This is a genomic window from Noviherbaspirillum galbum, assembly GCF_010974945.1.
Taxonomy (GTDB): domain Bacteria; phylum Pseudomonadota; class Gammaproteobacteria; order Burkholderiales; family Burkholderiaceae_D; genus Noviherbaspirillum; species Noviherbaspirillum galbum.
On the sequence record NZ_JAAIVB010000052.1, the window covers coordinates 37854 to 60784 of the forward strand.

Sequence of the window (22931 nt, forward strand, 5' to 3'; positions counted from 1 at the left end):
GCCGCCATGGACGGAATCCTTACTTTTTCATCATGACCCGTCGCTCCTGGTACTTCGGCTGGAACATCGTTGCCGCCGCCACGCTGCTCACCGCATTGACCGTCGGCATGCGCCTCGGCATCGGCCCGTTCTTCCTGCCCATGATCAAGGATCTCGGATTCAGCCGGAGCCTGCTGGCCATGATCATCGGCGTCGGCATGCTGTGCTATGGCCTGGCGATGCCGCTCGCCGGCTACCTCGTCGGCAGGCTGGGAACGCGCCCCGTCCTTCTGCTTGGCACCACCATCGTTGCCATCTCCATCATCTGGACGGTCACGGCCCGCACGCCCGTCGCCTTCATGCTCGCATTCGGCGTGCTGATGTCGATCGGCCTCGGCTTCACGAGTCCGGTGGCGCTGACGCCGGTCATCAGCCGCTGGTTCACGCGCCAGCGCGGCATGGCGCTGTTCTTTCTCTCCACCGGCTCGATGGCCGGCATGGCCATCATGACACCGGTGCTTACCTTGCTGATCGAGAGGATGGGCTGGCAATCGACCCTGGTTGCCTTCGCCGTCGCGTTTGCCCTCGTCACCGTGCCAGCGGCATTGTTCATCATCCGCGAGGACGCGCCGCCGAACACGGACCTTCTGCCCGAGCAGGCGAACGCGCAAGCGGCCGCCCCCAGGGCGGCGATGGCGAGCCTGTCGTTCGGTGCCGCCATCCGGACATCGCCTTTCTGGAAGATCGTCGCCGGCCTCTTCGCATGCGGCTTCAGCATGAACCTGCTGGGCACCCACGGCATGCCCATGCTGATGGACCACGGGTTCGATGCGATGACAAGTTCCTACGGCATCGGCCTCATCGGACTCGTCGCCATCGCCGGCACGCTCGTGCTCGGCAGGCTGTCGGACCGCCTGCCTCGCAGGAACATCCTGGGAACGATCTACTTCGTGCGCGGCCTCGGCTTCTTTGCCCTCCTCCTCGTCGGCACCCATTGGGAGCTGTACATCGCCGCCTCGATAGGCGGACTGGTCTGGGCAGGAAGCATCGCCACCTCGTCGGCGATCCTTGCCGACGTCTACGGCGTCAGGCTGGTAGGCGTGATGTATGGCACCGCTTACCTGGGACACCAGGTCGGCGCCATGATCAGTTCCTGGCTCGGCGGCTGGGGTTATGAACGTTTCGGCACCCACTGGGTGGCGTTCGGCAGCGCCGGCGTCCTCCTCCTCATTGCGTCCGGCGTGGCGCTGAGCCTGCCATTGCGCGGCTTCACCCTGATGGGGGAGCCGCTGCCCGCCAAGACCTGACAACACAAAAACGCATCACCCGGGAGGCTGCCGCTCGCCGGAATCCCTGGTCATTCGTGCAACGACGGACCGGATGCTGCCGCGTTCGTGCCCTAACGAATGTTGATGGTGTGAACCTTTCTTCACGGCACTGTTCTATTGGAGACGCGATGCGTCGCGCCGTCTCCCGTCAACCGAACCTGAAGAAAAATCATGACACGTCCCCTCGCCTTCCTGGCCCGCTCATCCCTCGTCCTGTCGCTCGCCGCCTGCGGAGGCGGATCCTCGACATCGCCCGGCGTCGCCGGCACCCAGTCCGCCGCTAGCGCGCCGGAAGCCGTCGCTGCCGTCGCCGCTACCAGCAGCGTCGCGGCGCCCGCAGCGACACCTTCTTCGCCAGCGGCCGAGGCGCCGGTGTCCACCGCGCCGGCAACCACGGTTGCCGACGTAACAACCGCGATCACGGCAACCACGACACCCACCGCACCCACCGCACCCACGTCTGCCGCGTCCGCTACGGGAACGTCTGCGACATCGGCAACACCAGCCCCGGCGATCGAACCCGCCCCCGCGGTGGTCGTTGCCACGGCCCCGTCGGCCCCGTCGACCCCGGCGCCGGCATCTACTCCCGCAACTTCCGACACCACGTCAACCCTGCCGTCCACCGCCCCCGCACCGGCCGCAGCCGCGCTGGCGCCTGCCGGCCAGGATGCAAGCCAGTACACCCTGACCTTCAATGACGAGTTCAATGCCGGCAGCACCATTGACGCCGGCAAATGGACGAGCGACATCTATTACAAGGCGAATAACGCGACGAAGAATTTCAACGTCGAAGGCGGCGCGCTGAACATCTGGCCGGCGCTGGACGCAAGCGGCCGCTTCTTCGACCGCACCGTGGTGACGGAAAACCGGTTTGCGCAGCAGTATGGCTTCTTCGAGGTGGAAGCGAAGCTGCCGGTCGGCGCCGGCCTGCATCCGGTGATCTCGCTCACCGCGAACAACGGTCCGGAAATCGCGATGATGCACGCTTACTCCGGCGCGCCCAACGGCGCATGGTCATCGTCCAACCTTGCTCCCGTCGACTACGTGGTGACGGCGATGCGCTCGCCCGACAGCTACATCGACGAATTCCGGGCGCGAAGCGCGATCGGATCCGTCGACTTGTCGGCGGCCTTTCACAAGTATGGCGTCCGGTGGGACGCGAACTCGGTGAAGTATTACTTCGACGGCGTGCAGATCGGGCATACCGTTAACCAGGGCGAAATCCGCACGCCGATGTACTTCTATGTCGGATTGTGGATGGTGAACGAGGAAACCTCGCCTGCCGTCGGCGCGGGCACCCTTGGCGCTTCCAATGCCTACACCCCGCAGGGCAAGGGAAACGCCATGAAAATCAACTACGTGCGCGCATGGCAGTTCACCGGCCAATGACCGGCGATTGGCTTGATATTCATCAGGCCTGAGTAGAACGGGACGGGCCGGGTGTTCCATTTTGGAGCAACCGGCCGGCGGAACCGGACTACTCCCCGGTCAATGGGAGACGCATGCCCAGGCGGATGCCCAATCGAACGGGACACAAATAAATAGCGTCCAAGCTTTTCTTCTCGATTGCGACTAATATAAGAGGACGAGGCAGCGTTGGCCCGCGGTGTTTGCTGGCCATCCCTGCACTTGTCATGAAGCGTGAGGCCTCAGGTCCACGCCGCAATCAAATCAACGAGGAGAACAGAGAGATGGCGATTCAATTCAACGTCAACGGCAAGCCCGTGACGGTAGATGCGGAGGCGGATACCCCGCTGCTTTGGGTCATCCGGGATGAGGTCGGACTGACTGGAACCAAGTTTGGCTGCGGCCAGGCGCTGTGCGGCGCCTGCACCGTGCACCTGAATGGCACGCCGGTGCGTTCCTGCCAGACCCCGGTTTCGGCGGTCGCCGGCCAGAAGGTCACCACGATCGAATCGCTGTCCCCGGACAATTCGCATCCGCTGCAGAAGGCATGGATCGCGCACGACGTGCCGCAATGCGGCTACTGCCAATCGGGACAGCTGATGAGCGCCGCCGCCCTGCTGGCGACGAACACCAATCCGACCGATGCCGACATCGACGCCGCCATGAGCGGCAACATCTGCCGCTGTGGCACCTATTCGCGCATCCGCGCCGCCATCAAGACGGCGGCGAGCGAAATGCGCTCCAAGGCTTGAGGAGACCGACATGACGACCTCGCGCCGCGACTTCCTCAAAACTTCCGCCCTCGCCGCTTCCGGCCTGATGATGGGTGTGCACCTGCCGGGCCTGATTAAGCAGGCCCAGGCCGCAGGCACCCTGTACACCCCGAATGCCTGGGTCCACATCGCTGACGACAACACCATCACCCTGCTGTCCGCCCGTTCCGAAATGGGCCAGGGCGTCTATACCGCCTTGCCGATGCTGATCGCCGAAGAGCTCAACGTCGACCTCAATGCCGTCAAGGTGGCGATCGCGCCGCCCGGCGCGGTGTACACCAATGCCCTGCTCGGCGCCCAGATCACCGGCGGCTCCACCTCGGTGCGCGACGGCTGGGAGAAGCTGCGCGTGGCCGGCGCCCAGGTCCGCACCATGCTGATCAGCGCGGCCGCCGCGAAATGGAAGGTGCCGGCGTCGGAACTGCGCGCCGACAAGGGCCGCGTGCTCGGGCCGGGCGGCAGGAGCGCGACCTACGGCGAGCTGGCCGAAGCCGCGTCCAAACTGGCGCCGCCGGAAAAGGTGGCATTGAAGGATCCCAAGGAATTCACCCTCGTCGGCAAGCCGACCAAGCGTCTCGACACCCCGGCCAAGGTCAACGGCAGCGCCACGTTCGGTATCGACGTCAAGCTGCCCGGCATGCTGTACGCCTCGCTGGAACAATGCCCGGTGATCGGCGGCACGGTCAAGAGCGTCGATCAGGCTAAGGCGCGCGCGATGCCAGGCGTGATCGACGTGGTCCAGATCCCGGACGGCGTGGCGGTCGTGGCGACCAGCTACTGGCGCGCGCGAAAGGCCCGCGAGGCGCTCGCCATTGCCTGGAACGAAGGCCCGGTGGCGAAGCTCGACAATGCGTCGATGATGAACGGCATCCGGCAGGCCGCCGCCAATGGGAAGATCATTCCCATCAACAAGGCGGGCGATGCGGCCGCCGCCATGCAAGGCGCGGCGAAGACGCTGAGCGCCGAGTATGAGCAGCCGATGCTTGCCCACGCGCCGATGGAGCCGATGAACTTCACGGCGTCCTACCAGGACGGCAAGTGCCTCCTTATCGGCCCCACCCAGTTCCAGCAAGGCGCGCAAGGGTCGGTGGCGCAGGCGCTGGGCATCAAGCCGGAAGACGTCACCTTGCAGACCACTTTCCTCGGCGGCGGCTTCGGAAGGCGCCTGGAAGTCGACTTCATCGTGCAGGCCGCGCAGATCTCGAAGGCGGTCGGCAAGCCGGTCAAGCTGATCTGGACCCGCGAAGACGACACCACGCACGACTTCTACCGCCCGATGGCGCTGCACCGCATGCAGGCCGGACTGGACGCTTCGGGCAAGCCCCAGGCGCTCAGCTTCCAGCTCACGTCGCAATCGGTCACGCAGCGCGCCTTCGGCCTGCCCAAGGACACCCTCGATCCCTTCATGGCCGAAGCGGCGGTCGTTCCCTACGCCATTCCCAACGTCAAGCAGGACCTCGTGATCCATGATGCCGGCCTGCGGGTCGGATACTGGCGTTCGGTCAGCCATGCGCTCAATGCCTTCGCCAACGAGTCCTTCATCGACGAGATGGCCGCCGCCGCCGGCAAGGATCCCTACGCCTATCGCATGGCCCTGCTGGAGAAGCAGCCGCGCTTCGCCAACGTGCTCAAGCTGGCTGCCGACAAGGCGGGCTGGGGCACGCCGCTCGCGGCGGGACGGTCGCGGGGCATCGCGCTGATGGAAGGTTACGATACCTACATGGCGCAGGTGGTCGAGATCTCGATGCGCGACAACCAGCCGGTGGTGCACCGCGTGGTGGTGGCCGCCGACCTCGGCCGCATGGTCAATCCGGACACGGTGGAAGCGCAGATCCAGTCGAGCGTGATCTTCGGCCTGTCATCGACCCTTCATGGCGACATCACGCTGGACAAGGGCAAGGTGCAGCAGACCAACTTCCACAATTATCCGGTGGTGCGGATGAACGAGGCCCCGTCGATCGACATCATCCTGGTGCCCAGCACCGAAAAGCCGGGCGGCATCGGCGAACCTGCCACCGCGCTGGTGGCGCCGGCGGTCGCCAACGCCCTGTTTGCAGCCACGGGCAAGCGCGTTCGCCGCTTGCCGCTGTCTGCGGATAACATCCGGCGCGCCTGAGTCCTGAAAACCAAGGCATCAAGGGGCAATGCGGACCGGAGCGAAGCCGGTCCGCATTCACGCTGGGCCGCCATGGCGCCGGAGATTGCCGGGCGCGCAGGCTCGCCTGTCGTCAATGCGCGCCGCCCGCATCCGCGGGCGCGCCGGTGCGCGACGGCTTGGTCAGCCAGACGAGGCCGATCAGGGCCAGGAATAGCCATGCCGAGATCCAGAAGATGTCTGTCGCCGACATGGTGCTGGCCTGCACCGTGATCATCCTGTCGATCACCGCGTAGGCGCCCTGCTCCGGCATGCCCTGCGCGGTCAGGTCGCGCATCATCTGTGCGAACGGCTGGCTGTACGGCCCGGAGTTCTCCGCCAGCTGGGCGTGATGCAAGGCGGTCCGGTTTTCCCAGATGGTCGAGGTGATCGAGGTGCCGATGCCGCCGCACATGATGCGGACGAAATTCGACAGGCCGGCCGCGGCGGGCATCTTTTGCGGAGGCTGGCCAGAGAGGATGATCGACGTCAGGGGAATGAAGAACATCGCCATCGCGGCGCCCTGGATGATGGTGGGGATCATGAGCGTGCGCGTATCCACGTCCGGCGCGAAATGCGAGCGCATGAAAAACACGGCCGCGAAGATGGTGAAGGCCGCGGTGGAAAACAGCCGCGGGTCCATTTTCGCCAGCAGCCGACCGACCACAGGCGACAGGATGATCGCGAGCAGGCCGACCGGCGCCATGACCTTGCCGGCCTCGGTCGCCGTATAGCCGACCGTCGTCTGCAGCCAGAGCGGCAGGATCACGAGGCTGCCGAAGAACAGACCGTACGCCACCGAGATGGCTACCACGCCGCCCGAGAAATTGCGTCCCCGGAACAGCGACAGGTCGACCACCGGATGCGCGTCCGTCAATTCCCAGGCAACGAAGAAGATGAAGCACATGCCGGCCACCAGGGCGAGCGCGATGATCTCCCCGGAATTGAACCAGTCGAGTTCCTTGCCCTTGTCGAGCATGAGCTGGAGGCAGCTTACCCATACCACGAGCAGGCCGAGTCCGATCTTGTCGATCGGCCGGTTCACCGTCGGCGATTCGCGCTTGGCATAAATTGACCACGTGACCCAGGCCGCCAGCAAGCCGATCGGCACGTTGATGTAAAAGATCCAGGGCCAGGTGTAATTGTCTGAAATCCATCCGCCCAGCAGCGGCCCCATGATGGGCGCCACCAGGGTCGTCATTCCCCAGAACGCCAGGGCCATGCCGCTCTTCTGCGGCGGATAGCTCGCGAGAAGCAAGGCCTGCGACAGGGGAATCATCGGGCCCGCGACCGCGCCCTGCAAGACCCGCGCGGCGATCAGCACGCCGATGCTCGGGGCCATGCCGCACAGGAAGGAGGCGATCACGAAGAGGATCACCGAGGCGATGAACAGCCGCACCTGCCCGATGCGCATGGTCAGCCAGCCGGTGAGGGGCACGGAAACGGCATTCGAGACGGCGAAGGACGTGATCACCCACGTTCCCTGCTGGGGGGACACGCCAAGGTCGCCCGAGATCGCGGGGATGGACACGTTCGCGATGGATGAATCCAGCACGTTCATGAACACGGCCAGCGACAGGCTGATCGTGCCGAGGATGAGTTGCCTGCCCTGCAGCGGCGGCGTCGAAGGTGCTCCCGGTGGACTCATGGTGGGCTTATGCGGCTTCTGGATGGACGATGTCCAGAGAGATTGCCAGCCATGCCATTAGTTCGCCACTTCCTTGACTGGGAGAAACCGGATTTGCTGTGATGGATCAAGCAAGGCTCCGCGGCATGCAACCAAAACCCTTGCCATCCCTCCAATGCTGTGTCTTTCCCGCAATGAATAAGCTGAAGAACGATCTGGAGAAAACGAATGAACGACACAGGATTCCTGAGCGACATACAAACCCTGCGCGCCCGCGCGCGCCAGCACATCGAAGAAGGCGCGGTCACCTCCGGCTATGGAGCGGACCGCGACACGGTGCTCAAGCTGCTCAATGAGGCGCTTGCCACCGAGATCGTCTGCACCCTGCGCTACCGCCGGCACTACTTCATGGCGAAGGGTATCCATTCGCAGAGCGTGGCCGACGAATTCATGGAGCATTCCAACGAGGAGCAGGGGCATGCCGACCGCATCGCGGAACGCATCGTGCAACTCGGCGGCGAGCCGAATTTTTCGCCGGACGGAATGTCCACGCGAAGCCATGCCGAATACGTCGAGGGGACGAATCTCGTCGACATGATCAAGGAAGATCTGGTCGCGGAACGGATCGCCATCGAGAGTTATACGGAAATGATCCGGTATCTGGGCGACAAGGATCCGACGAGCCGCCGCATGATGGAAGAGATCCTTGCTGTGGAAGAGGAACATGCGGATGAGTTGGCGGATTTGCTGGAAGATATTCCGGGGGATGAGGCCAAGCATTGAGGGGCGTTTGGGTGCCGGGGATGACGCTGTCATCCCTGACCACCGCTGTCATCCCCGCGAAGGCGGGGATCCCATTTCTACTGCGGTCGCGCATTTCTCTTCGGTGACCCGGTTGCGGCTCCCACTCCGTGGAGCCTTGCCAGGAATGGCCCCGGCAGTGTGCACTCTGTGGCTATCTCACCCCGTCAGCAACTGCCCGGCCCGCTGAAGCAACCTCGCCACCCTCGCCGGCTCGACCTGATACGCCGTCGGATGGCGCGACACGCAGCAGTCGTCAAGCAAACTGCGCATGCAGGCGTCGGCGCGGCGCACGTCGCGCACATGCTCCTGGTGCACGCATGCGAACGATTGCGGCAGTTCGCCGAAGGCCAGCCCGTCTGCGCAGGCTTCGCGATCGGTGGCGACCGTGATGGCGACCATGTCGGGGTAGAACAAATGCTGGTGGAGGTAGACGGTGCCGGCCTGGACGTCGTCGTCCGTTTCGGAAGTCCCGAGCTCGGACATCGCGCCGGCGACCGTGGCCATGTCGGCGATCGCGTCTGAGAAGGCGCCGACCGGCTGGGCGTAGTTTTCCATGTCGAGCGAGAACCTGAGCTTCAGGTCCAGGGTGACTGGCTGCCCTGCTTCCGAAAGTTGCTGGGCCTGCTGGACCCGCGCCAGGATGGTTTCGCCGACGCTTTCATGGATCAGCTGGTTCATCGCGGTGAGCTTGAGCATGCCATCCCGGACGTCCTGGAGATGGCCCTGCAGTTCGCGGCACCAGGCGTCGCAGCCGGTCACGGTGACGCACCATGCGGGCAGGCCCGTGGCTTCTGACACCAGGCGCTTTGCGGTGAGGTAACGCATCTGCGATCGCGCGGCGATGCGCTCCATCGCCTCAAGCACGCCCTGGCTGACGTCCCCCGCATCCGGTCCGAGCAGGTCGTTCAGGCCGGCATTGTTTTCATAGACGCGGCGGACCATGTCCTTGTACACGGCTTCGAGCCCGGTGATGCCTGCGTCGGCCGGAAACACGCCTTCCGGTTCGGGAAAGCTGACGGTCTCGCATTGCGCTATCGCATCCACCAGGACCTGGCCGAGCAGTTCATACTGCCACCATTGCCGGCGGGCCGCGTAGATCAGTCGCGCGGTGTCGCTGAAGGTGGCCGGAATGGCTGAGGAAGGGCCGCTGGGCATGATGTCCTCCATGGCAGGTTCGGACCCTCGCCTGGCAAGTGCCAGGGTCCGGCGGCGTGATTGCCCGTCAGGGTGGTCTTCATTGCTTGACCATGCCCCGGGGCGATTGTTCCGGTTCCCGCCCGAGGCCATGGAGAAGGAGCAGTCCGGGCGCGGCATGGCGCCATCAGCGAGGCATGATCAAAACGGGAACGGCTTACATGGGCCGGTAGCATTTTCAGAGGGGCGCGCGGACCAAGGCACCTCAGGCCCCGCGGGAGGGCACTGGTATGTGTCTTGCTCGTGCCGTCCTAATCAACCTGACGACCATGGCAGACCATTCAAACAAGGCGGTGTATGCCGCGCTCGCCGGCAATGTGCTGATCGCGCTTACCAAGTTCGCGGGCGCGTTCTACACGGGCAGCTCGGCGATGCTGTCGGAAGGCGTGCATTCGCTGGTGGATTCCGGCAACGAACTGCTGCTTCTCTATGGTCTCAGGCGGGCGCGGCTTCCGGCGGACGCCCGCTTCCCATTCGGCCACGGCAAGGAAGTCTACTTCTGGAGCTTCGTGGTGGCGCTGCTGATCTTTGCGCTCGGCGCCGGGGTGTCGCTGTATGAAGGCGTGCATCACTTGCGGCATCCGACGTCGATGGAGAACCCCGTCGTCAACTATGTCATCCTCGGCTTGAGCATGCTGTTCGAGGGCGGCTCATGGATCGTCGCCTTCACCGAATTCCGCAAGGCCAAGGGCAACCGGGGCTATATCGACGCGGTGCGCCGGGCAAAGGATCCAACCACCTTCACGGTCCTGTTCGAAGACAGCGCGGCCCTGCTCGGCCTGGTGTTCGCCCTGGCCGGCGTCTACCTGAGCGACAGGACGGGCAGCCCGGTCTTCGATGGCGCGGCGTCCATCATCATCGGCCTCATTCTCGCGGCAACGGCATTCTGGCTGGCGCGGGAAACGAAAGGCTTGCTCATCGGGGAAAGTGCCGATTCGGAGGTGGTCAGCGGCATCCGCCACCTGATCGAGGCGGAAGAGGAAGTCGACCGCGTCAACGAGATCCTGACGATGCACATGGGCCCCGAATTCATCCTGGTGAACGTCAGCCTGCACATCGCGCCGCACATCGATCGCCGGGGCGCGCACGACACCTTCGAACGGATCACGCAACGGATCAAGGCCCGGTACGCGAATGTGAAGCGCGTATTCATCGAATCGGAAAGCCGGCCGGAACACGCGACGGTTTCCATGAAGTAATCCTGCATTAGTGTCCCGGCGCCTCGATGGAACGACACGCTTGCCAGCGTCAATTCCATGTTTGCACCGCAGCATGGTCAACAACGAGCCCGGTTTTCTTGCGCAATCTAAAGACTTTGCGCGTTTTAGTTGAGTAAGGTGCCGCCGTTTCGCTAATGTTGCGCCTGAACCAACATGGAGCGACCACTTGAACTCTCTCGACTCAGCGAAGAAGGCCATCAAAGCAGAACTCGCCCAGGCCCGCCAGGGCGCCGAGTATTACCTCAGTCTCGCTTCGGCGCTGGAAGATGCGCTGGAAAAGCTGGAAAGCGCGCGGCCCGCCATGAAGGCGTCCCGCACGGCGAAGAATGTCATGCTTAATGGCAAGAGTGCGCGGAGAGCCGCGCCGGGACGCAAGACGGGGACAGGCAGGTCGGCAAAAGCCGGGACGGCCGCCGGCAAGTCGGGCAAGGCACCGGCAGGCACGAGCGCATTGCCGAAGACCGGGATGGCATTCTGGATTGACCTGCTATCGGAAGAGCCGAAGTCCGCCGGCGACATCCTGAAGGCGGCCATGGACCGGCTCGGCCTCGCCAACCCGGACAGCGAGCAAAAGAAAAAGCTGATCCAGCGCCAGACATTTGCCTTGAATACCCTGGTCAAGGACAAGAAAATCGCGGACGAGGGCACCCGCCGCGCCCGGCGCTTCTTCGTGCGGAACGGCGAACAATCCCGACAATGACCGCAAGCTGAGCAGACGCCGCCGCGCGGCACGCCTGACCACATGGCTCAGGCACCGTGCTCCGCCTGGCTGGGCCCGGAGCCGGTTTTCAAACCGGCTTCCATGTCGGTTTCCACCAGGTTCCTGCCCTTAAGCTTTGCGTCGTACAGCAGCCCGTCCGCGCGCCGTATGCCCTGCTCCACCGGTTCCTCCGCCGCCAGTTCCACGAGGCCGGCGGAGAAGGTAAAGGCAATCTCTCCTGCGTGCCGGAGCAGCCGCGCCGACTCGACCTGGCTTCGCAGCCTTTCCAGCACCGCATGCGCGCTGCGCAGGTCCGTCCCCGGCAGGTAGAGCAGGAATTCTTCCCCGCCCCATCGCGCCAGCACATCGCTTTCGCGCAGATGCTGCCTGCCGAGCCGGGCGAACTGCTTGAGCACTTCGTCGCCCGCATCATGTCCGTGCTCGTCGTTGATCTTCTTGAACCAGTCGAGGTCGATCAGCGCGATGCATATGCTGTCGACCGCTCCCGTCCGGCGCTGCTCGTCGTGGCGCAGCAGTTCGGTCATGTAGCGCCGGTTGGGCAGCGCGGTGAGTTCGTCGGTGGTCGCCAGCTTGCGGTTGGCCTCGGCCGCGGTGCGCAGTTCTTCGCGTTGCGCCTTCAGGCTCGCCTGCAGGTTGTTCAACCGGCCGGTGATCACGCCGACCACCAGCAAGCCGGAGCTGGCCAGCATGAAGTGCAGCAACTCGGTCTTGAGGTCGAAGAACTGCGGCGCGGTGAAAGGCATGGCGCACATCGTCGCCCCAAGGAAGACGATGGCGAAGATGCTGAGCGAAAGGGCTTCCCGCGCCTTTAGTGAAAACGCGGAAAAGATCAGCACCACGAACAACCCCAGGAGGGTAGCGCCGCGCAACGGGCCTTGCCCGGTATAGGAAAGCGCGATGCACACGATGGCAAACCACGACTGGTAAAGCGATAGCTGCGCCGTGCTCAGGCCGAGGCGCTCGAAATTCCGGATCAGCAGCAGGAAGGCGATTTCCCCGGTCACCACCAGCCCTGTGAATATGAACGCGATGCCGGCGTTGGCCTTGCCGAACCTCACCTCCACCCAGAAGAAGGTCAAAGAGGCGGCATACAGTAGCGCTGTTGCGCCCCAGTAGGCCACCAGCCGCCGCATCTTCTTGTCGTTTCCAGCGGCCTTGTCGAGCAACCATGTACCCAGTGTCATCCCCGCCCCAAGGAAAGTGAACCCTGCAAAATCCTGCATGCATGGCCGCACCCTGTCCCGGGTCTTTGCCAATTTAGTTACTTTACAGAAAGTATTTATGCTTTTCCATAGAAAGCGCCCGATATCGTGCGCGGATGGCGCATGCCGGCGGGCGGGCGTGGAAAACGTGCCTCATCACCCGCCTTTTCGTTTCAGCGTGCTGACAGATTTTGACCGCTCACACCTTCCGCACGGGTAGAAACGGCCCTTGCCGCGGCACAGGCTCTCCTTCCTTGCGGTGGCGCAAAAGGCCCCGGCGCGTTTGATACAACGATGCATGACATGCCGCCGTCCAGGCGATGCCGTTACTCAGCGAGGAGAGATCATGGCTTCTTCCACCAACGATGCCGCCTTTGCCGGGTCGATCCCGCAGATCTACGACCGATATCTCGTGCCGCTGATCTTCAAGCCCTATGCTGCGGACATCGCGGAACGCGTCGCCGGGCTGCAGCCCGGCACGGTGCTGGAGATCGCCGCCGGCACCGGCGTCGTGACACGCCAGCTCGCCCGCTACCTGCCGCCGGCCGTAACCATCGTGGCCACCGACCTCAACCCGCCGATGCTCAACCATGCCGCCGCGATCGGCACAGCGCGCCCGGTCGAATGGCGCCAGGCGGATGCGATGCGGCTGCCTTTCGACGATGAGAGCATGGACGTGATCGTCTGCCAGTTCGGCGCCATGTTTTTTCCGGACAAGGCCAAGGCGTTTGCGGAAGCGCGCCGCGTGCTGCGGCCCGGGGGAAAATTCGTGTTCAACGTCTGGGACGGCATCGAGCATAACGAATTCGCCGACGTCATCACGGAGGCGCTCGTCGAGCTGTTCCCCACTGATCCGCCGCGCTTCCTGGCGCGCAGCCCGCACGGCTACCATGACCTTTCCGTCATCGCCGACGATCTGAAACGTGGCGGGTTCGCCGGCTCCCCCGAATTCTCCACACTGTCGGCGCGCAGCCGCGCCGACAGCCCGGACGTTCCCGCCATCGCCTATTGCCAGGGCTCGCCGCTGCGGAGCGAGATCGAAGCCCGCATGTCGGATGAGTCGGATGGACTGGAGAACGCCACCATCCTGGCGGAACGCGCCCTGGCGGAAAGATTTGGCGCGGGCCCCATCGATGGCAAGATCCAGGCGCACGTGATCACGGTCTCGGCTTGACGGCACCGGCGACCAGGCGGCCTGACCGGAACCCGCGGCCGTCGCGCCAGTCGTAAAGGAGGGCAACTTAAGGAGGAGAGTGTGTGACGACGCGAATCGCCGTGCTTCTGGCGCTGTCTGCAGCGACCGCCGTTCCTGCCAGCGCACAGGCGACCCGGGACGTCATCACCGTCAACCCTTACCGCCCGAGCGTGTCGAATCCCGCGGAGCCGCCGCCGCCCGGCCAGCTTGAACTGGAATTTGGCGCCCTGCACGGAAGAAGCGGGGATGCCCGCACCACCACCCTGCCCTACCTTTTCAAGCTCGGCCTCGCCGACAACTGGGGATTCCTGCTCGGCGGCGACGCCTACATCTGGTCGCGCGACGATCAAGGACAGCGCGAACGCGGCGTGGGCGACACCAGCCTGACGCTCAAGCGCGCCTATCCCGTCAACGAGAGCACCAGCCTGGGCTGGGAAGCCACCGCCACGGTGCCGACCGCGAAGGAAAGCCTCGGCGCCGGCAAGGCCGACTACACCCTCAACGGCATCTACAGCCGCGACATGGGCGAGCTGCACCTCGACGTCAACCTGAATGCCACCCGCGTCGGCAATCCCGAGCCCGGCACGGCCAGGATGGCGCAGGGCCTCTCCGTCGCCCTCTCGGCCAACTTCGCGCATGACTGGAGCGGCACCGCCGAACTCTCCGGCACCCATCGCACCGGCGTCGCGGCCGATGCGCAACTCCTCGCCGCGATTGCGTACAGCCCGGGGAAGCGTTATGCCGTGGACGTCGGCATCGCAAGGGGATTGACCAGGGGAGCGCAGGACTGGGCCGTCTTCAGCGGATTCGTGATCCCGCTCGGGAAGTTCTGGTAGGGCAGGCTCGCCGGGCAGCGCGGCCGAATATGCGGGACAATGCCGGGATGACCATTTCCCCCTCTCCCCAGCAGAAGCGCGAGAAGACGTTCTCGCTGCTGTTCGCATTCGCCATCGTCCTCGTTGCCATCAATCTTCGTCCCGCCCTGTCCGGCGTCGGTCCGCTGCTGAGCGCGATCCGGTCGACGATAGGCTTGTCGGCTGCGGGCGCGGGCGGCCTGACCACGCTTCCCGTGCTGTGCTTCGGCATCATTGCCCCGCTCGGCCCGCTGCTGGCGCGGCGGTTTTCCACCGAACGCACCATCCTCTTCGCCTTGCTTGCCCTGGCGGCAAGCATCGTCCTGCGCATTTTCCTTGGCCTGCCAGGATTGTTCGCCGGCACCTTCCTGTGCGGCGCCAGCATCGGCGTGGTCATGGTCCTGCTGCCCAGCATTCTCAAGCGTGAATTCTCGAAGGAAATCAGCTTCATCACCGGGCTGTACACCATGGCATTGTCACTCGGCGCGGCCATCGCAGCGGGCGTGGCGGTGCCCTTGCAGCGGCTGGCCGGCGGCGACTGGCGCGTGGCGCTGGCGTTCTGGAGCCTTCCCGCCCTCCTCGGCACCGCCGCCTGGGCGGCCACCGGCCTGCGCAGGCATGCGGGCGAAAGCCAGGCGCGCCAGCGCGTGTCGGGCCTGAGCCGCAGCGGCACGGCATGGCAGGTCGCGCTGTACATGGGGTTCCAGTCGGTGCTCGCGTATTGCGTGTTCACCTGGCTGCCCAGCATCCTGACCGATCGCGGCTTGTCCGCCGTGACCGCCGGGGCGATCCTGTCGACGTCGATCGGCGCGCAACTCGTGACCGCCTTGTCGGGTCCGTGGCTTGCGACGCGCGGCCGGGACCAGCGCCTCATCGCCGCGGTCATGATGGGGCTGACGCTGGTTGGGCTGATGGCCTGCATGTATGCGCCCATCCAGATGATCTGGTGGTCGGCCATCATCCTCGGGCTCGGCCAGGGCGGCAGCTTCAGCGTGGGCACCATCATGGTGGTGCTGCGCTCGCCGAACCCGCAAGTGGTGGCATCGCTGTCGGGCATGACCCAGTTCGTCGGCTACCTGCTGGCGGCAACCGGCCCCTTCTTCGCCGGATTGCTGCGCGACATCAGCAAGGGCTGGGACCTGACGGCGGTGTTTTTCTTCGTCGTCAGCGTCGGCGCGATGGCGGCCGGCATCGGCGCGGGCCGGGCGCGCCACATCAAGCTTTCCGGGATGGCCGAGGCCGGCTAGAACGCGTGGCTGGACTGTCCCGTCCGCGGGGAAGACCCGCGGGCGGAGCGATTTTCCGTTCCGGCGCGCAAATTATTGTATACAATATCGGTATACGTTATATACTGCGCGGGTACGGACACGGAGACTGGCATGACACGGGAAAGAAGCATCGGCGACACCATCCTGCAGTGGGCCGAGGAACTGGCGAACCATACGGAAACGCCGGGAATGATGACGCGCACCTACCTGACGGAGGCGCATCGCGGCGCGGCGGGACAGATCGCGCGCTGGATGAGCGAAGCCGGCATGAACGTCCGTACCGACCAGGCCGGCAACGTGATCGGCCGCTACGAAGCGTCGAATCAAGCAACGACGGGCGCCAGGGCGCTGCTGACCGGATCGCACTTCGACACGGTGCCCAACGGCGGCAAGTTCGACGGCAATCTCGGCGTGCTGCTGCCGATCGCCTGCATCGCCGAGTGGAACCGCCGGCAGAAGCGGTTTCCGTTCGCCATCGATGTCATCGGCTTCGCCGAAGAGGAAGGCGTCCGCTTCAAGGCCACGCTGCTCGGCAGCCGGGCCATCGCAGGCACCTTCGACCTCGCGGTCCTCGACAAGAGGGATGAGCATGGCGTGGCGATGCGCGAGGCAATGGGCGCCGCCGGCCTGTCCTTCCCCCGCCTGGCCGAGGCCGCTTACCGCCCGCAGGACGTGGCGGCCTTCGTCGAAGTGCACATCGAGCAAGGCCCGGTGCTGCTCGACGCAGGCTTGCCGGTGGGCGTGGTGACGGCCATCTCGGGCGCCTCGCGCTTCATGGTGACGGTCCATGGGCTGTCCGGCCACGCCGGCACGGTGCCCATGGGCTTGCGGCGGGACGCCGCGATGGCCGCCGCCGAGATCGGCCTGTACATCGAAAGCCGCTGCGCCGGCATCCCGGGACTCGTGGGGACCGTCGGCCGGCTGGAAGTGGTGCGCGGCGCGGCGAACGTCGTTCCGGGCGAAGCCCTCTTCTCGATCGACATCCGCGCCGAAACGGACGAGGTGCGCCGCGCGGCGGTGCAGGACGTCCTTGCCTTCATGGACGTCGTTGCCGCCCGCCGCAAGGTCCGGCTCGACGTGGTGCCTACCCATGAGGCGCGCAGCGTTCCCTGCGCGCCGTGGCTGCAGCAGCGGCTCGCCGACGCGGCGGCATCGCTCGGCCTCGAAGCAAGGCGCCTGCCCTCGGGCGCCGGGCACGATGCCATGGCCATCGCCGCGATCACAGACGTTGCCATGCTCTTCGTGCGCTGCGGCAATGGCGGCATCAGCCACCATCCGTCGGAAACCATGACCGCCGAGGACGCCGAGACCGCCGCCCGCGTATTCAGCCGCTTCGTCGAAAATTTTGCGGACGCCCCCACGCTCAAATGATGCCGCGCCGCCCGGTGGCGGCGCCCCAGACAGACCACACCCTCCAGAAGGAAATGACATGACTACCATCCTCATCGACGGCTTTACCCTTACAGCGGAACAGGTCGTTGCCGTGGCGCGCAATCCGGGCATCAAGGTCGGCCTCGCCGATTCTTCGCGCGCCGCCCTCAAGGAAAGCCGCGACTACATCGAAGCGACCTGGATGAACGACGACGCGCCGATGATGTACAGCTTCAATACCGGCGTCGGCCTGCTGAAGGACACCCGCGTCAAGGTCGAGCACATCGAGTTGTTCCAGACCCAGCTCATCAAGGCGCATGCCGCGGGCATGGGCGAACCGTTTTCGGAGGAAGTCAGCCGGGCCACCATGCTGCTGCGCGCCAATGCCTTCGCCAGCAATTATTCCGCGCCGCGCGTGGAAGTGGTTGACCGCCTGCTCGCCTTCCTGAACGCGGGCATCCATCCCCTCATGCCGCAGAAAGGATCCGTCGGCGCATCGGGCGACCTCGCTCCCCTCGCCTACCTCGCCGCCGCCATCGCCGGTTTCGACGAGGCGGAAGTCATGTACCAGGGGCGGCGCATGCGCGCCGCCGAGGCCATCGAGCAGGCGGGCATCGGTCCGGTAAAGTTCGACTTGAAGGCAAAGGACGCCTCCGCCCTGATCAATGGCTGCACCGCCTCGCTGGCCGTCGCAGCGCTGGCCGCCCACGACGCCCGGCACCTGCTGTCCGACGCCTGCCTGTCCCTCGGACTGACGCTGGAAGCGATGCGCGCCGACATGTCGGCATTCGATCCGCGCATCCACAAGGCCCGCCCGCATCCGGGACAGATCAAGACCGCCGCCATCGTGCGCAAGCTGCTCGAAGGGTCCACGCGCACCACCCACGAGGCGCGGGCGGTGCAGTTTCCCGAGGAACTCCGCCGGACCGACATCCCCTACACGCCCCGCATCCAGGACGTGTACTCGCTGCGCTGCTCGCCGCAGGTATATGGCCCAGTCTTCGATGCCCTCGACTACATCGACACCATCGTCACCAACGAAACCAATTCCGCCACCGACAATCCGCTCATCTTCGGCAAGGAAGGCGGCGGCTTCGAAATCATTTCCGGCGGCAACTTCCACGGCCAGTATCTCGCCCAGGCGATGGACCTGCTGGCAATGGCCGTGGCCGATCTCGGCAGTATCTGCGAGCGGCGCATCAACCGCCTGATCGATCCGACCTTGTCCTGGGGCTTGCCGCGCAATCTCATGTCCGGCATCCGCGGCGTGAATACCGGCTATCCGGTGGTGCAGTGCTCGATGAGTTCGCTGGTGATGGAGAACCGCACGCTGTGCATGCCGGGCAGCGTGGACAGCGTGCCGGCGAAAGGCAACAGCGAGGATCACGTCTCGAATTCCACCTGGTGCGCACGCAAGGCCGCCACCGTGGTCGAGAACACGCAATACATCGTCGGCGTGGAGATGCTGTTCGCGGCGCAGGCGCTGACCATGACGGAAGGACTGCTGCCGGGATTCGTGCTCGGGAAAGGCACGCAGGCGGCATACGAGGAAATCCGCCGCCAGATCCCCGCCTGCCTGGACGGGGACCGCTGGTTCCACGATGACATCGCCGCGGCGCGGTCCTTCGTGAAGTCCGGTTCGGTGCGCGCCGCGGTGGAAGCGCGGATCGGCAGGTTCGCCTGAGCAGGCAGGCGGCGGCAGGCTCAGTCCCGGCGGAAGGAACGCCGCGCTGCCATGGCGGCGTTCATTTCCGGGACGGCTTGCGCAGCGCCGCCCGCAGGTCGAAGCGCTGCTCCGGGCGCTGCAGCATGCGGCAGGCGCATTGTTCGAGGTGCTGGGCCATCCTGTTGACGGCGGCGTTGGCGTTTCGCTTTTCCAGCGCGTCCAGCACGGCGAAGTGTTCGTCGAACGAGCAAGGCTGTTGCGCGCCGCCTTCGTTCGACGAGGAGATCAGCAAGGTGGTGCGGCAGACGAGGCGGCGGAGCATGTCGACCAGCAGCGCGTTGCCGCTCAGCCTGGCAAGCTCCATGTGAAAGTCGGCGGACAGGCGGATCCAGAGCGGCCGGTTGCCTGACAGGTAGGCGTCCCGCTCCTGCTCCACCATCTTGCGCAGCGCGTGAAGCTGCTGGCTGCCGATTTCGCCCGATTCGCCGGACTCGCCGACCTTCTGCACGACGAAACGCTCCAGCACCTGGCGCAGCTCGAACATGTCTTCCGCTTCGCGTTCGTCCGGGCTGGCGATGAAGGCGCCGCGGTTTGGTTCGAGGTCGACCAGTCCGTCGGCCGCCAGCCTGGACAGGACCTTGCGCACGCTGTGGCGCGCGATTTCATAGATTTCGCTCAGCGCCTGCTCGGTCAGCTTGGTGCCCGCGGGAAGCCGGTGTTCCATGATGCCGTCGTAGATTTCATAGTACATCTGCTCTTCCGGGGCGACGTCCTTCGCGGGAGCGGAACGCGATGCCGTGGCCGGCCTGGTGCGCGACATGATCGATGACTCCATTTCCGGCTGGGTTCCGGGACTAAACATTCGGGTTGCCAGCATGCAGCCGGCGACCGAGATTGTCAACAATCCGCAGGCAAGACCATGGACAAGTTCAAGCAGATAGAAGCATTCGTCGAGGTCGTCGACAAGGGCAGCCTCGCCAAGGCCGCCCTCGCGCAGCAGGTGACGCCGGTGATGCTCGGACGCCGCATCGACGCGCTCGAAAAACGGCTCGGGGTGAAGCTCATGCACCGCACGACCCGGCACCTCACCCTGACGGAACAGGGCATGCTTTTCCTGGACCAGTGCCGCCAGCTGCTCAGCGAACTCGACCGCGCGGAAACCCTGGTTTCGGAAGGAAGGCACAAGGCGACCGGACATCTCATCGTGTCCGCGCCGGCCGCCTTCGGCCGCAAGCACGTGGCGCCGCATGCGCCCGGCTTCCTTGCGAGCAATCCGGAAGTGCGCATGTCGTTCAACCTGACCGACCGCGTGGTCGACCTGGTGCGGGAAGGCTATGACCTGAGCATTCGCATCGGCGGCGCGATCGATCCGAATTTCGTGGCCGTCAAGCTGGCGGGCAACAAGCGCGTAGTCTGCGCCACACCCGAGTACCTGAGCCGTCGCGGCACGCCAAGAACGCTGGACGACCTCGAGCATCATCAATGCCTCGCGTTCAACCTGCAGGGCGGCCAGCAGCGCGGCTGGTATTTCCAGGAGAAAGGCAAGCCGGTCACCGTCAGGGTCAATGGCAGCCTCGATTGCAACGACGGGGAACTCTTGCACCGCTGGGCATGCGAGGGTCTGGGGCTTGCTTGGCGCTCCACCTGGGAAATCCAGTCCGAGCTCGCGTCGGGACGGCTCGTGACCGTGCTGGACGAATATGCGCTCGATCACTACGACATCATGGCGGTGTATCCGCAGCAACGCCACCTGCCGGCCAAGGTGCGCTTCTTCATCGACATGCTCAAGTCGGTCTACGCCGGACCGGGATACTGGACCCGCGCCGCATAGTTCATCATTGCCTGGCAGGGACTTCTTATACAATGAAAGGACCCTTGAAGCCGTTGCTGGCATCGCCGGCATTCCCGGCCCGTCAAGGCGAACCCCAACACGCAGGACAGCAGGACACATGACCACAACACAGGACGACAGCGGCCCCGGAAAAGGCTCGAAGTGGATCGCCGACGACATCGCGGCGGCCATCGCCTCGCGCCAGCTTCCGCCGGGCACCCGCCTGCGCGAGGAAGCCTTGTCCCGCGCCTATTCGGTGAGCAGGACCAAGATCCGCGCCGCGCTTCTCATCCTGTCGAAGGACAAGCTGATCGACATGGTGCCCGACAAGGGCGCTTTCGTGAGCCAGCCGACGGAACAGGAAGCCCGCGACATCTTCGCCGCCCGCCGCCTGATCGAGGGTGCGCTGGCGCGTGAATTCGTCGGCAAGGCGAAGGCCAGCGATTTCAAGATGCTGGAACGGCATTTGCGCGAGGAGCGCGATGCCTTGTCCGGAAAGAATTCCAAGCAGCGATCGCAATTGCTCGGCGACTTTCATGTCCTGCTGGCGCAGGCGGTCGGCAACCAGGTGCTGACCGAAATCCTGCAGGAGCTGGTTGCCCGCAGCTCGCTCATTACCATGCTCTACCAGTCCGAGCGGGATGCCGCCTGTTCCGCCGATGAGCACGTGGAATTCCTGGCGGCGGCCAAGGCCGGCGATGCGGACAAGGCCGTACAGCTGATGGTTGCCCATCTCGACCATGTCGAGACGGCATTGCAGTTCGATCACGCCGGCGGCAAGAAAGACCTGGTGTCAGCGCTGCTCAGTTGAGTTTGGCTCAGTTGAGTTTGGCTGGGACGAGGTGAGCCCGGCCGCGCCCATCGCGGACGGACCGATGCCTCAGGCGCCGACGAGCTCCGCGATCCGGAATCGCCCTATCTGGATGACCTGCTCCACGCATTCCCGCAGTTCCCGCTCGCGGTCGTGCTGCAGGCGCGACGACATCGCCGCCAGGATGCTTTGCCGCGTATGTCCCTTGACGGCAATGATGAAGGGAAAGCCGAATTTCTCGCGGTAGGCGCGATTCAGCGCTTGCAGGCGGTCGAACTCTTCCGGCGTGCATTGGTCCAGGCCCGCGCCCTTCTGCTCGCGCGTCGACTCCGCCGTCAGCTCGCCGCGTATCGCGGCCTTGCCGGCGAGTTCCGGGTGGGCAAGCAGCAGGTCCAGCTGTTCGCGGACCGCGGCGTTGCAGACTTCGCTTGCCATGGCAGCTTGCAACTGCTCCAGGTCGTCGAAGGGCCGCTTCTCCGCCGCACGCTCGGCGAACCAGGGCGAATGTTCATAGATTGCACCGAGCGTGGCGGCGAAGACCTCGGGCGGCATGGCGTTGAGCGCCGCGAGGGTGATGCGAGCATTCATTTATTCTCCTCGCAGGGATGGGCCTGCATCCAGTGGTTCGCGATGTCGATGCGACGGCAGATCCATACCTGTTCATGCGATTGCACGTAGTCGAGGAAGCGGCGCAGCGCCTGGAACCGTCCCGGCCGCCCGAGCAGGCGGCAATGCATGCCGATGGAAAGCATTTTCGGACGGTCGAGTCCGTTCGGATCGCCTTCTTCATACAGCACGTCGAAGCTGTCCTTCAGGTACTGGTAGAACTGTTCGCCGGTGTTGAACCCCTGCGCGGTCGCGAAACGCATGTCGTTGGTGTCGAGCGTGTAAGGCACCACGAGGTGCGGCTTCTCGCTGCCGTCCGGCAGTGCCACCCGGGTCCAGAACGGCAGGTCATCGCCATAATAGTCCGAGTCGTAGGCGAATCCGCCGTGTTCGACCACGAGCCGCCGCGTGTTCGGCGAATCGCGTCCCGTGTACCAGCCAAGCGGCGCGTTCCCGGTGAGCTCGCGCTGGATCTCGACCGCGATGCGCATGTGTTCGCGCTCGGTGGCTTCATCCAAGTTCTGGTAATGGATCCAGCGCCAGCCATGGCAGGCGATCTCGTGGCCCAGTTCGACGAATGCCCGGGTAAGGTCTGGGTGGCGCTGCATGGCCATCGCCACGCCGAAGACCGTCAGGGGAAGCTTGCGCTGCTCGAACTCGCGCAGGATGCGCCAGGCGCCGGCGCGCGAACCATATTCGTAAATCGATTCCATCGACATGTGCCGCGCCTCGAATGCCGCCGCGCCGATGATCTCCGACAGAAACTGTTCCGAGGCCTTGTCGCCGTGCAGCACGCAGTTTTCACCGCCCTCCTCGTAGTTGAGGACGAACTGCAAGGCAATGCGCGCGCCGCCTGGCCAGCGTGCATGCGGCACGTCTCGGCCGTAGCCGATGAGGTCGCGGGGATAATGAGATGAATTTGCCATGTATCGAAAGATGA

Annotated in this window: 20 protein-coding genes; 14 read left to right on the plus strand and 6 right to left on the minus strand. The window is 64.8% G+C overall.

Annotated elements, in window-relative coordinates; genetic code table 11:
- Positions 1-32 precede the first annotated feature (32 nt).
- The 4 genes from G3574_RS15775 to G3574_RS15790 all read left to right on the plus strand — a co-directional run bounded on the left by G3574_RS15775 (position 33) and on the right by G3574_RS15790 (position 5603).
- A complete protein-coding gene (locus G3574_RS15775) occupies positions 33-1286 on the plus strand; it encodes an MFS transporter (protein WP_163964979.1) in 1254 nt (417 codons plus the stop codon).
- 192 nt (positions 1287-1478) lie between these two features.
- Complete coding sequence (locus G3574_RS15780; protein ID WP_163964982.1) at positions 1479-2696, plus strand: glycoside hydrolase family 16 protein; 1218 nt, start codon at positions 1479-1481, stop codon at positions 2694-2696.
- 302 nt (positions 2697-2998) lie between these two features.
- Positions 2999-3466: a (2Fe-2S)-binding protein gene (locus tag G3574_RS15785; protein WP_163964984.1), complete on the plus strand. Its 468-nt coding sequence runs from the start codon at positions 2999-3001 to the stop codon at positions 3464-3466.
- Positions 3467-3476: 10 nt separating this feature from the next.
- Positions 3477-5603, plus strand: a complete 2127-nt coding sequence (locus G3574_RS15790; RefSeq protein ID WP_163964986.1) for a xanthine dehydrogenase family protein molybdopterin-binding subunit — start codon at positions 3477-3479, stop codon at positions 5601-5603.
- Between the two features lie 112 nt (positions 5604-5715).
- On the opposite strand, the gene G3574_RS15795 is transcribed toward G3574_RS15790, so the two are convergent.
- Positions 5716-7269: a DHA2 family efflux MFS transporter permease subunit gene (locus tag G3574_RS15795; RefSeq protein WP_163964990.1), complete on the minus strand. Its 1554-nt coding sequence runs from the start codon at positions 7267-7269 to the stop codon at positions 5716-5718.
- A gap of 207 nt (positions 7270-7476) precedes the next feature.
- On the opposite strand from G3574_RS15795, the gene G3574_RS15800 reads away from it, so the two are divergent.
- Positions 7477-8031 (plus strand): ferritin-like domain-containing protein, encoded by a 555-nt coding sequence (locus G3574_RS15800; protein WP_163964993.1) that lies wholly within the window; start codon positions 7477-7479, stop codon positions 8029-8031.
- 177 nt (positions 8032-8208) lie between these two features.
- Here G3574_RS15800 and G3574_RS15805 read toward each other — a convergent pair whose 3' ends face one another.
- Entirely contained in the window at positions 8209-9207 is a 999-nt protein-coding gene (locus tag G3574_RS15805) for a hypothetical protein (RefSeq protein WP_163964996.1), read from the minus strand.
- A 308-nt stretch (positions 9208-9515) separates the two neighbouring features.
- On the opposite strand from G3574_RS15805, the gene G3574_RS15810 reads away from it, so the two are divergent.
- Both G3574_RS15810 and G3574_RS15815 read left to right on the plus strand, forming a co-directional pair.
- Complete coding sequence (locus tag G3574_RS15810; RefSeq protein WP_163964999.1) at positions 9516-10445, plus strand: cation diffusion facilitator family transporter; 930 nt, start codon at positions 9516-9518, stop codon at positions 10443-10445.
- A 187-nt stretch (positions 10446-10632) separates the two neighbouring features.
- Complete coding sequence (locus G3574_RS15815) at positions 10633-11166, plus strand: hypothetical protein (protein WP_163965002.1); 534 nt, start codon at positions 10633-10635, stop codon at positions 11164-11166.
- Between the two features lie 47 nt (positions 11167-11213).
- Here the strand turns inward: G3574_RS15815 and G3574_RS15820 are convergent, their stop codons facing one another.
- A complete protein-coding gene (locus tag G3574_RS15820) occupies positions 11214-12371 on the minus strand; it encodes a GGDEF domain-containing protein (RefSeq protein WP_163965004.1) in 1158 nt (385 codons plus the stop codon).
- Positions 12372-12735: 364 nt separating this feature from the next.
- Here G3574_RS15820 and G3574_RS15825 point away from each other — a divergent pair, with 364 nt between their 5' ends.
- The 5 genes from G3574_RS15825 to G3574_RS15845 all read left to right on the plus strand — a co-directional run bounded on the left by G3574_RS15825 (position 12736) and on the right by G3574_RS15845 (position 18761).
- The gene (locus G3574_RS15825) at positions 12736-13563 is read left to right on the plus strand and encodes a class I SAM-dependent methyltransferase (RefSeq protein ID WP_163965007.1); all 828 of its coding nucleotides are present in this window, start codon (positions 12736-12738) and stop codon (positions 13561-13563) included.
- A gap of 83 nt (positions 13564-13646) precedes the next feature.
- The gene (locus G3574_RS15830) at positions 13647-14420 is read left to right on the plus strand and encodes a transporter (RefSeq protein WP_328804794.1); all 774 of its coding nucleotides are present in this window, start codon (positions 13647-13649) and stop codon (positions 14418-14420) included.
- A 47-nt stretch (positions 14421-14467) separates the two neighbouring features.
- The gene (locus G3574_RS15835; RefSeq protein WP_163965010.1) at positions 14468-15685 is read left to right on the plus strand and encodes a CynX/NimT family MFS transporter; all 1218 of its coding nucleotides are present in this window, start codon (positions 14468-14470) and stop codon (positions 15683-15685) included.
- A 132-nt stretch (positions 15686-15817) separates the two neighbouring features.
- Complete coding sequence (locus G3574_RS15840; protein WP_163965013.1) at positions 15818-17077, plus strand: allantoate amidohydrolase; 1260 nt, start codon at positions 15818-15820, stop codon at positions 17075-17077.
- Positions 17078-17135: 58 nt separating this feature from the next.
- Positions 17136-18761 carry an HAL/PAL/TAL family ammonia-lyase gene (locus G3574_RS15845; protein WP_163965016.1) on the plus strand — a complete coding sequence of 542 codons (1626 nt, stop codon included), beginning with the start codon at positions 17136-17138 and terminating at the stop codon, positions 18759-18761.
- A 61-nt stretch (positions 18762-18822) separates the two neighbouring features.
- Here the strand turns inward: G3574_RS15845 and G3574_RS15850 are convergent, their stop codons facing one another.
- Positions 18823-19605: a GntR family transcriptional regulator gene (locus G3574_RS15850; protein WP_407941676.1), complete on the minus strand. Its 783-nt coding sequence runs from the start codon at positions 19603-19605 to the stop codon at positions 18823-18825.
- A gap of 57 nt (positions 19606-19662) precedes the next feature.
- On the opposite strand from G3574_RS15850, the gene G3574_RS15855 reads away from it, so the two are divergent.
- On the plus strand, positions 19663-20574 hold the full coding sequence (locus G3574_RS15855; protein WP_163965019.1) for a LysR family transcriptional regulator: 912 nt from the start codon (positions 19663-19665) through the stop codon (positions 20572-20574).
- Positions 20575-20692: 118 nt separating this feature from the next.
- Entirely contained in the window at positions 20693-21385 is a 693-nt protein-coding gene (locus G3574_RS15860) for a GntR family transcriptional regulator (protein ID WP_163965021.1), read from the plus strand.
- A gap of 69 nt (positions 21386-21454) precedes the next feature.
- On the opposite strand, the gene uraD is transcribed toward G3574_RS15860, so the two are convergent.
- Together uraD and puuE are read right to left on the minus strand one after the other, a co-directional pair.
- Positions 21455-21973, minus strand: a complete 519-nt coding sequence (gene uraD, locus G3574_RS15865) for a 2-oxo-4-hydroxy-4-carboxy-5-ureidoimidazoline decarboxylase (protein ID WP_163965026.1) — start codon at positions 21971-21973, stop codon at positions 21455-21457.
- Entirely contained in the window at positions 21970-22917 is a 948-nt protein-coding gene (gene puuE / locus G3574_RS15870) for an allantoinase PuuE (protein ID WP_163965028.1), read from the minus strand. The genes uraD and puuE overlap by 4 nt, the downstream gene beginning before the upstream one ends.
- Between the last annotated feature and the right edge of the window lie 14 nt (positions 22918-22931).

Excerpts from the sequence above, each read along its gene's own strand:
- G3574_RS15775 (WP_163964979.1), top strand. The coding sequence starts at position 33 with ATGACCCGTCGCTCCTGGTACTTCGGCTGGAACATCGTTGCCGCCGCC.
- G3574_RS15780 (WP_163964982.1), top strand. The coding sequence starts at position 1,479 with ATGACACGTCCCCTCGCCTTCCTGGCCCGCTCATCCCTCGTCCTGTCG.
- G3574_RS15785 (WP_163964984.1), top strand. The coding sequence starts at position 2,999 with ATGGCGATTCAATTCAACGTCAACGGCAAGCCCGTGACGGTAGATGCG.
- G3574_RS15790 (WP_163964986.1), top strand. The coding sequence starts at position 3,477 with ATGACGACCTCGCGCCGCGACTTCCTCAAAACTTCCGCCCTCGCCGCT.
- G3574_RS15795 (WP_163964990.1), bottom strand. The coding sequence starts at position 7,269 with ATGAGTCCACCGGGAGCACCTTCGACGCCGCCGCTGCAGGGCAGGCAA.
- G3574_RS15800 (WP_163964993.1), top strand. The coding sequence starts at position 7,477 with ATGAACGACACAGGATTCCTGAGCGACATACAAACCCTGCGCGCCCGC.
- G3574_RS15805 (WP_163964996.1), bottom strand. The coding sequence starts at position 9,207 with ATGCCCAGCGGCCCTTCCTCAGCCATTCCGGCCACCTTCAGCGACACC.
- G3574_RS15810 (WP_163964999.1), top strand. The coding sequence starts at position 9,516 with ATGGCAGACCATTCAAACAAGGCGGTGTATGCCGCGCTCGCCGGCAAT.
- G3574_RS15820 (WP_163965004.1), bottom strand. The coding sequence starts at position 12,371 with ATGACACTGGGTACATGGTTGCTCGACAAGGCCGCTGGAAACGACAAG.
- G3574_RS15825 (WP_163965007.1), top strand. The coding sequence starts at position 12,736 with ATGGCTTCTTCCACCAACGATGCCGCCTTTGCCGGGTCGATCCCGCAG.
- G3574_RS15835 (WP_163965010.1), top strand. The coding sequence starts at position 14,468 with ATGACCATTTCCCCCTCTCCCCAGCAGAAGCGCGAGAAGACGTTCTCG.
- G3574_RS15840 (WP_163965013.1), top strand. The coding sequence starts at position 15,818 with ATGACACGGGAAAGAAGCATCGGCGACACCATCCTGCAGTGGGCCGAG.
- G3574_RS15845 (WP_163965016.1), top strand. The coding sequence starts at position 17,136 with ATGACTACCATCCTCATCGACGGCTTTACCCTTACAGCGGAACAGGTC.
- G3574_RS15850 (WP_407941676.1), bottom strand. The coding sequence starts at position 19,605 with ATGTTTAGTCCCGGAACCCAGCCGGAAATGGAGTCATCGATCATGTCG.
- G3574_RS15855 (WP_163965019.1), top strand. The coding sequence starts at position 19,663 with ATGGACAAGTTCAAGCAGATAGAAGCATTCGTCGAGGTCGTCGACAAG.
- G3574_RS15860 (WP_163965021.1), top strand. The coding sequence starts at position 20,693 with ATGACCACAACACAGGACGACAGCGGCCCCGGAAAAGGCTCGAAGTGG.
- uraD (WP_163965026.1), bottom strand. The coding sequence starts at position 21,973 with ATGAATGCTCGCATCACCCTCGCGGCGCTCAACGCCATGCCGCCCGAG.
- puuE (WP_163965028.1), bottom strand. The coding sequence starts at position 22,917 with ATGGCAAATTCATCTCATTATCCCCGCGACCTCATCGGCTACGGCCGA.